The sequence below is a fragment of the Sulfuricurvum sp. genome, assembly GCF_049305995.1.
Taxonomy (GTDB): domain Bacteria; phylum Campylobacterota; class Campylobacteria; order Campylobacterales; family Sulfurimonadaceae; genus Sulfuricurvum.
Map to the genome: position 1 here is coordinate 1 of NZ_JBAQPS010000005.1, position 6,897 is coordinate 6,897.

The 6,897-nt window shown below is 40.7% G+C and carries 7 protein-coding genes; 4 read left to right on the plus strand and 3 right to left on the minus strand.

Features of this window, described 5'->3' with window-relative positions:
- The 3 genes from WA010_RS00155 to WA010_RS00165 form a co-directional block, all read right to left on the minus strand.
- The coding region (locus WA010_RS00155) for a tetraacyldisaccharide 4'-kinase (protein ID WP_422555155.1) at positions 1–752 on the minus strand (752 nt) is incomplete at its 3' end.
- A gap of 11 nt (positions 753–763) precedes the next feature.
- On the minus strand, positions 764–1,882 hold the full coding sequence (locus WA010_RS00160; protein WP_422555156.1) for a DegT/DnrJ/EryC1/StrS family aminotransferase: 1,119 nt from the start codon (positions 1,880–1,882) through the stop codon (positions 764–766).
- 10 nt (positions 1,883–1,892) lie between these two features.
- On the minus strand, positions 1,893–2,693 hold the full coding sequence (locus WA010_RS00165) for an NAD+ synthase (protein WP_422555157.1): 801 nt from the start codon (positions 2,691–2,693) through the stop codon (positions 1,893–1,895).
- Between the two features lie 175 nt (positions 2,694–2,868).
- Between WA010_RS00165 and WA010_RS00170 the strand changes: the two genes are divergently transcribed.
- The 4 genes from WA010_RS00170 to adk all read left to right on the plus strand — a co-directional run bounded on the left by WA010_RS00170 (position 2,869) and on the right by adk (position 6,715).
- The gene (locus WA010_RS00170; protein ID WP_422555158.1) at positions 2,869–3,645 is read left to right on the plus strand and encodes a TOBE domain-containing protein; all 777 of its coding nucleotides are present in this window, start codon (positions 2,869–2,871) and stop codon (positions 3,643–3,645) included.
- An 80-nt stretch (positions 3,646–3,725) separates the two neighbouring features.
- The gene (aspS, locus tag WA010_RS00175; protein ID WP_422555159.1) at positions 3,726–5,480 is read left to right on the plus strand and encodes an aspartate--tRNA ligase; all 1,755 of its coding nucleotides are present in this window, start codon (positions 3,726–3,728) and stop codon (positions 5,478–5,480) included.
- Positions 5,480–6,052, plus strand: coding sequence for an adenylate kinase (locus WA010_RS00180; protein WP_422555160.1), 573 nt, complete (start codon positions 5,480–5,482; stop codon positions 6,050–6,052). The genes aspS and WA010_RS00180 overlap by 1 nt, the downstream gene beginning before the upstream one ends.
- A 15-nt stretch (positions 6,053–6,067) precedes the next feature.
- Positions 6,068–6,715, plus strand: coding sequence for an adenylate kinase (gene adk, locus WA010_RS00185; RefSeq protein WP_422555161.1), 648 nt, complete (start codon positions 6,068–6,070; stop codon positions 6,713–6,715).
- Positions 6,716–6,897 lie beyond the last annotated feature (182 nt).

Genomic DNA, 6,897 nt, shown 5'->3' on the forward strand with positions numbered 1-6,897 from the left:
CCCGTGCGCTCCACAATCATTTCCAGCTCCCCTTGGGTGAAGTAATAGTGATCTTCAAAATAGATCTTCTCTATCACTTCCGGTAAAAAAGGATCAAGCCGCTGAGGGCGCGCAATCGCGGTCACCAATACCATTTTTGCTGTTTCATTGGAAATTTGGACATGACGTCTGAAGTGTTCCCCTTCTCTCATGATAATTGCTTTTTTACCACGCCAAAGCATCTCTCGATAGGCTCCACTCGGGAGACAAAACGGGTTAGGGGTTGGAACATCGATTACAATATCAAGTTTTTCAATACCATGTTTACCGTATCCATCATCCAATAATACAACATCACATCCCATAGCTTTAGCTTCTGCAATTCCCCGCTCTCGAATCTCACTGACGATAACGACAGCATGAGATAGATTGATCGCATAGACCATTGCCTCATCACCACTAATATGAGTATCACAAAGAATATCACGATCTTTTACAACCACCATTCCTCGACTTTGACGACCATAACCGCGTAAGACAATAGCTGGTTTTTTAAAATATCGTGCTAATTCACTCACAACAGGAGTTTTACCGCTACCACCTACAATCAAGTTTCCAACACTAACAACCGCGATACCATAGTTTCTCGGTCTGCTTCTATGATAACGAATTGACCCCCCTAAACAATATAAAAAACTAATAGGAAGAAGTAAAATAGAGAGAATTTTTTGGACAAAAGTAGGGTTATAAAGATATTCTTCACCCCATTTCATCCAAAAATGTTTCAAACGCGAGTAGATGCTACATCCAGAATTGCCTCACAAATTTCCTCAACATCATCATCACTGAGCGCTGCATAGTTCGGAATAGAGAGTACTTGCTGATAACTGCGCAATGCAATAGGAAAATCGTTTACCCGAAGAGAATATTTTGACTTATAATAACTAAGCAAATGGAGCGGAATATAGTGCAATCCACACTCAATTCCCCGTGAAGCTAATTCGCGTGCAAACGAATCTCGATTTTTATCGACTTTGATAATGTAGAGTGAAAATGAATGTTCATCATTAGCGATCGGGAGCTTGATATGTGGTGCATTGCTGAGGCGCTCATTATAAATCTCAGCAATTTCGCGCTGACGACCAATATTATCATCTTGTTTCTCTAACTGAACCAAAATTGTTGCAGCATCAAGTGGACTCATCATGTATTGACTTCCAATATCGGTTACATCATAAATATATCCGAGACCTTCATCCTCAATCACCATCGCATGATTGCGGAGTGATTTAGCACGTTCCATAATATCTTCATCATCACATACAAGCATCCCTCCATTGCACACATTACGACGTAAATGAGGACTAAAGTCAAAACAGGTAATATCAGCACCCGTAGAGCCTATTTTTTTCCCTTTATACATTGCACCCAATGCATCGGAAGCATCCTCGATAATTTTTACATCATACTCTTTTGCAATCTCATACAAACGATCCAAATTGACACTTTGTCCTGCAACATGCGAAACAATTACCGCTTTGAGTTTTTTACTTTTGTTGTCACCTAAATAGGCTTCAAGTTTTTCCAAATCAATGGTAAAGGTATCAGGATTGATATCAATAAATATCGGCTCCGCATCAAAATGTCGAACCACTTCGGGAACACTTGGGTAAGCATTGATTGAACAAATCACTTTATCGCCCCGCTTGAGATCAATTGCCAACATTGCCAAATGAAGTGCTGCTGTCCCATGGGAGGTAGCCAAAGCATACGATGCACCAGTGTAATTTTCAAATGCTGTTTCTAAATCTTCAATGATATTAGGAGCTTCACCGTCAAGAACTTCATCAATCTTTTCACGTTCATCTCCGCCAACTTCGATACGGTAAAATGGGATACTCATTGTTTTTCCTTTATAAGGTAATATCTCTGGGATAATTAAAATCATGATTGACCGTTCGGGAGGTCAACTTGGCTATTAATGGCATACGCCGCTTAAACTGATTTTTATAAATTCTATTGATGATCATATCGACTAATTTAGGATTTTTTCCATCCTGAATCATTTCTTCGCGAGTATGACGTTCTTCGACATAACATTTTAACACATGATCAAGCTCACTGTAGGGATAACCGATTTCTGCTTCATCACTCTGTCCTGCCCATAAATCCGCTGATGGAGGTTTGTTAATGATCGAACTAGGTATACCCAAATAGTGGGCAAGTTCAAAGACTTCGGTTTTATATAAATCTCCAATCGGGTTAAGCGCACTAGCTAAATCTCCATAAAGAGTCCCATACCCGAGCATTAATTCGCTTTTATTGCTAGTCCCTAAAACCAGAGCTGCCTCACGTGCTGAAATATCAAATAGTGTCACCATCCGTAAACGGGCAGAAAGATTTCCGATTCGAAGAGGTGACATATCCGGAGTTTGGTATACTCTAAGCATCGGTTCAATACTATGTGTTTCAGATTGTAACTTAAAAATTCTACACAATTCCTCTGCATCGTCTAAAGAACTTTGCGAGGAGTGTTGAGAAGGCATTTTGATACAAAGTAAATTATTGTTTAATGCTCGATACGCTAAAACAGCAACTACCGCCGAATCAATCCCTCCACTTAAACCAATTACTACTTTAGAAAGACCTGTTTTACAAACTTCTTGACGAATAAAATTGATTAAATATCGGCTAATAAGCTCGTATCTATCCACTACACAACCTTATCTATTTATTAACATTTTGCATTATAACCAAAAATGGTAATATCAATATTTATCTGAAAAAAAATCAAGAATTTAATCTGCTCATCAATAGTATTAAATTCTCAAATGCGCTACAATACCTAAATAGCATAAAAATATAACTATTCCAAAAAGGCTCCCTATAATGAAAATTGATGGACGTTTTTGGCTCACAAAAAAAGGACAAAATTTTTTGGGAGCAGGGCGAATTGAACTACTAAAACAGATTGATAAAACAGGATCAATTAATGCCGCTGCTAAAGAAATGAAAATGAGCTACAAGGCAGCTTGGGAACGCATTAATGGGATGAATGCTCTCTCTGATCAGCCTCTTATTGATCGCTTAACAGGAGGCCGTGGTGGTGGTGGAACAAAACTCACTCCGTATGCCCATGAACTTATTACTACCTTTCACCGATTCAACGAGCTCCACCGCCAGTTTATTTCCCGTTTTGCTGAAGCGGGAGATGATCCAGAACGTCTCGCGCGCATCCTTAATCGAACATTTCTTACCACCAGTGCGCGTAATCAGCTTCCCGCTACTCTCCTCTCTATCGAGGAATTCGGGCTTAATGGTATTCTAACTTTATCACTAACTGGAAGTCTTACTATCCAATCAATCATCACACTTAAATCAATCCGCAGTATGGGCCTCACAATCGGATGTGATCTCTACGTCATCATTAAATCAAGTGATGTAAGCATCGTTGCCTCTCCCACTCAAAATGATGAAGCAATGAATTATCTTCAAGGGAAAGTCAGTCGTATCGAATCACAGGATGAAACAGATGAAATTATTTTTACTCTTAATGATACAAATGAGCTTATCGCATTAATGAATCCAAAAGATACAAAACAACTCTTTGAAGGAATGAATGCCTACGCTCTAATATCGCCAAAACATATTATTATCGGATTGTAAGTTCCTCTTGTTTATTTATTATCAAACCAAAAGTTTCCAACCGCTATAATTGCGAAAAATATAATACTAAGGACTTTGATTTGAGAAGTCATTTTTGTACCGATTTAAGTGAAATAAACGTAGGCGACAAAGTCGTTTTGTGCGGATGGGCGAACAGCTACCGTGACCATGGCGGAATTGTCTTTATCGACTTGCGCGATAAAAGCGGTCTTATCCAACTTGTATGTGATCCTGCGGACAATGCACATGCACACAAACTAGCGAGCGAGGTTCGTGATGAATTCGTCCTTATCGCTCATGGTCGAATCCGTTTACGCGGTGAAGGGTTAACCAATCCACGTCTTAAAACGGGTGCTATTGAAGTGGTTGTGGATGAGCTCGTGATCGAAAACCGCTCTGAGCCGGTTCCGTTTGTGATCGGAGATAACAACGTCGGTGAAGAGACACGTCTCAAATATCGTTATTTGGATTTGCGTAATCCATCCATGTACAACACATTTATGCTCCGCTCAAAAGCGGCAATCGCAGCGCGTAACGTACTCGATTCATTAGGATTCTTGGAAGTAGAGACCCCTATTCTCACCAAATCGACCCCTGAGGGTGCGCGTGATTATCTCGTTCCTAGTCGTGTACATGAGGGTGAGTTCTATGCCCTCCCCCAATCTCCGCAGCTCTTTAAACAATTGTTGATGGTGGGCGGATTTGATCGTTATTTCCAAATCGCCAAATGTTTCCGTGATGAAGATTTGCGTGCCGACCGTCAACCTGAATTCACCCAAATCGACGTTGAAATGAGCTTCTGTAACCAAGAAGACGTTATCCGCGTTGCCGAAGAGCTGATTACGGGGATGTTTGCTGCCGCAGGACACGATGTTCATACGCCGTTTAACCGTATCAAATACTCTGATGCGATGGAGTGGTACGGATCAGACAAACCTGACCTAAGATATGATCTTAAAATGGTTGATGTGATCGATATCTTCGCACGCTGTGACAACGAAATTTTTACAGGGATCGCCGCAAATCCGAAAATGAACCGTATCAAAGCGCTCCGCGTTCCGGGTGCAGATTTGGCATTCTCCAAACGTGAAATGAAAAGCTTCGAAGATTACGTCCGCAAATTCGGTGCTAAAGGTCTCGGTTACTTCCAAATGAAAGAAGACGGTCTCAAAGGACCTCTCGAAAAATTCTTCACCCCTGAAGATTTACAACTTCTCGTCGATCGTACAGGTATGGAAGTGGGCGACGTCGTCTTCTTCGGTGCCGGCGACAAAAAAACAGTATGGGATTATATGGGTCGTTTCCGTATATTCATCGCTGAGCATGAAAAAATGAACCTGATTGACAAAGATCGCTTCGAATTTGTCTGGGTTGTTGACTTCCCGATGTTCGAAATCGAAGAGGGTCGTGTTAAAGCACTCCACCATCCGTTCACCATGCCACGTGATTTGAATCATGAACACCTCGAAGACATCGAATCGATTGCATACGATATCGTCCTTAACGGAACTGAACTCGGAGGCGGATCGATCCGTATCCACAAGCAAGCATTGCAAGAGCAAATTTTCAGCCTACTCGGTATCGGCGAAGAGGAAGCGCAAGAAAAATTCGGCTTCTTACTCGATGCACTTAAATTCGGCGCACCGCCACATGGTGGTTTCGCTATTGGGTTTGACCGCTTTATGATGTTACTCTCTAAAAAAGATAGTATCCGTGACGTCATCGCGTTCCCTAAAACACAAAGAGCATCATGTATTATGACGAAAGCACCGAGTCCGGTCGAGTTGACACAGCTTCGTGAACTTCACATTAGACTCAGAGAAAGTACGAAATAATGACTAAAAAGCTTTTTCTCATCATCGGTGCTCCTGGATCAGGAAAAACGACTGATGCAGCAATAATCGCGGAACGAAATAGCAATTTCGCTCACTATTCCACTGGCGATTTACTGCGTGCTGAAGTTGCCAGTGGGTCTGAGCGTGGACTCAAAATCAATCACTTTATCAGTCGCGGATTGATTGTCCCTATCGAAATTGCTATTGAAACCATTACAAGTGCGATTAAATCATCATCATCCAATATCATATTATTTGACGGTTATCCACGTTCATTTGAGCAGATGCATGAACTCGATATATTTTTAAAAAATGATAACTCTATTGAGTTAGTCAGTGTCATTGAAGTGGTTGTTAGCGAAGAAATTGCACATACTCGAGTTTTGGGACGTTCACGTGGTGAGGATGATAAAGAGGAAATTTTTAATAACCGAATGAGAGTTTATACTGACCCATTAGCGATTATTCAAGTTTTTTATGAGGAAAAAAATCTTCTCCAAAAAATAAATGGTGAACGTTCTATTGAAATCATTGTCGATGAAATAGAATCATTTATAAAATCAAAAATTTAATTAATAGGAATTAATATGAAAATTATTCTTTTAGGTGCTCCTGGTGCAGGAAAAGGGACACAAGCTCAGTTTTTGACCAAAGCGTTCGACATTCCGCAAATCTCCACAGGTGATATGCTTCGTGCCGCGATCAAAGCGGGGACGGAACTCGGAACATTGGCAAAATCGTTTATGGATTCAGGTAAGCTTGTGACTGATGAAATTATTATTGGATTAGTAAAAGAGCGTATTGCCATGGAAGATTGTATAAATGGATTTCTCCTCGATGGGTTTCCTCGTACCGTTCCTCAAGCTGATGCGTTAAAAGAAGCAGGTGTTGATATTGATGCTATCATCGAAATTGATGTGCCTGATAGTACTATTGTTGAGCGCATGTCAGGTCGTCGCGCTCACCTCGCATCAGGTCGTACCTATCATTTGCTCTATAACCCACCAAAAGTAGAAGGAAAAGACAACGAAACGGGTGAAGATTTAGTTCAGCGCGATGATGATAAAGCTGAAGTAGTCCTTGATCGCCTCCGTATCTATCACGAATTAACTCAGCCACTTGTCGGATATTATAAAAATCTTGCAAACACAAATGCATCTATTAAGTTCGTTACTATCGATGGTACACAAACTATTGATACTGTTGAGCACGAAATTCTTACTCAATTACAATAATATTTTCCCCCGTTTCGGGGATTCCTCATTTTCTCATGCTATAATTTCTCTTATGAAAACTCCCCACTTTTATGCCGTCATCATCGGTTCTGAGATATTAAATGGTCGTCGTGAAGATAAACATTTTATCTATATTCGCGATGCACTGCTACATCGCGGACATACCCTCTTCTCCTCTTTTA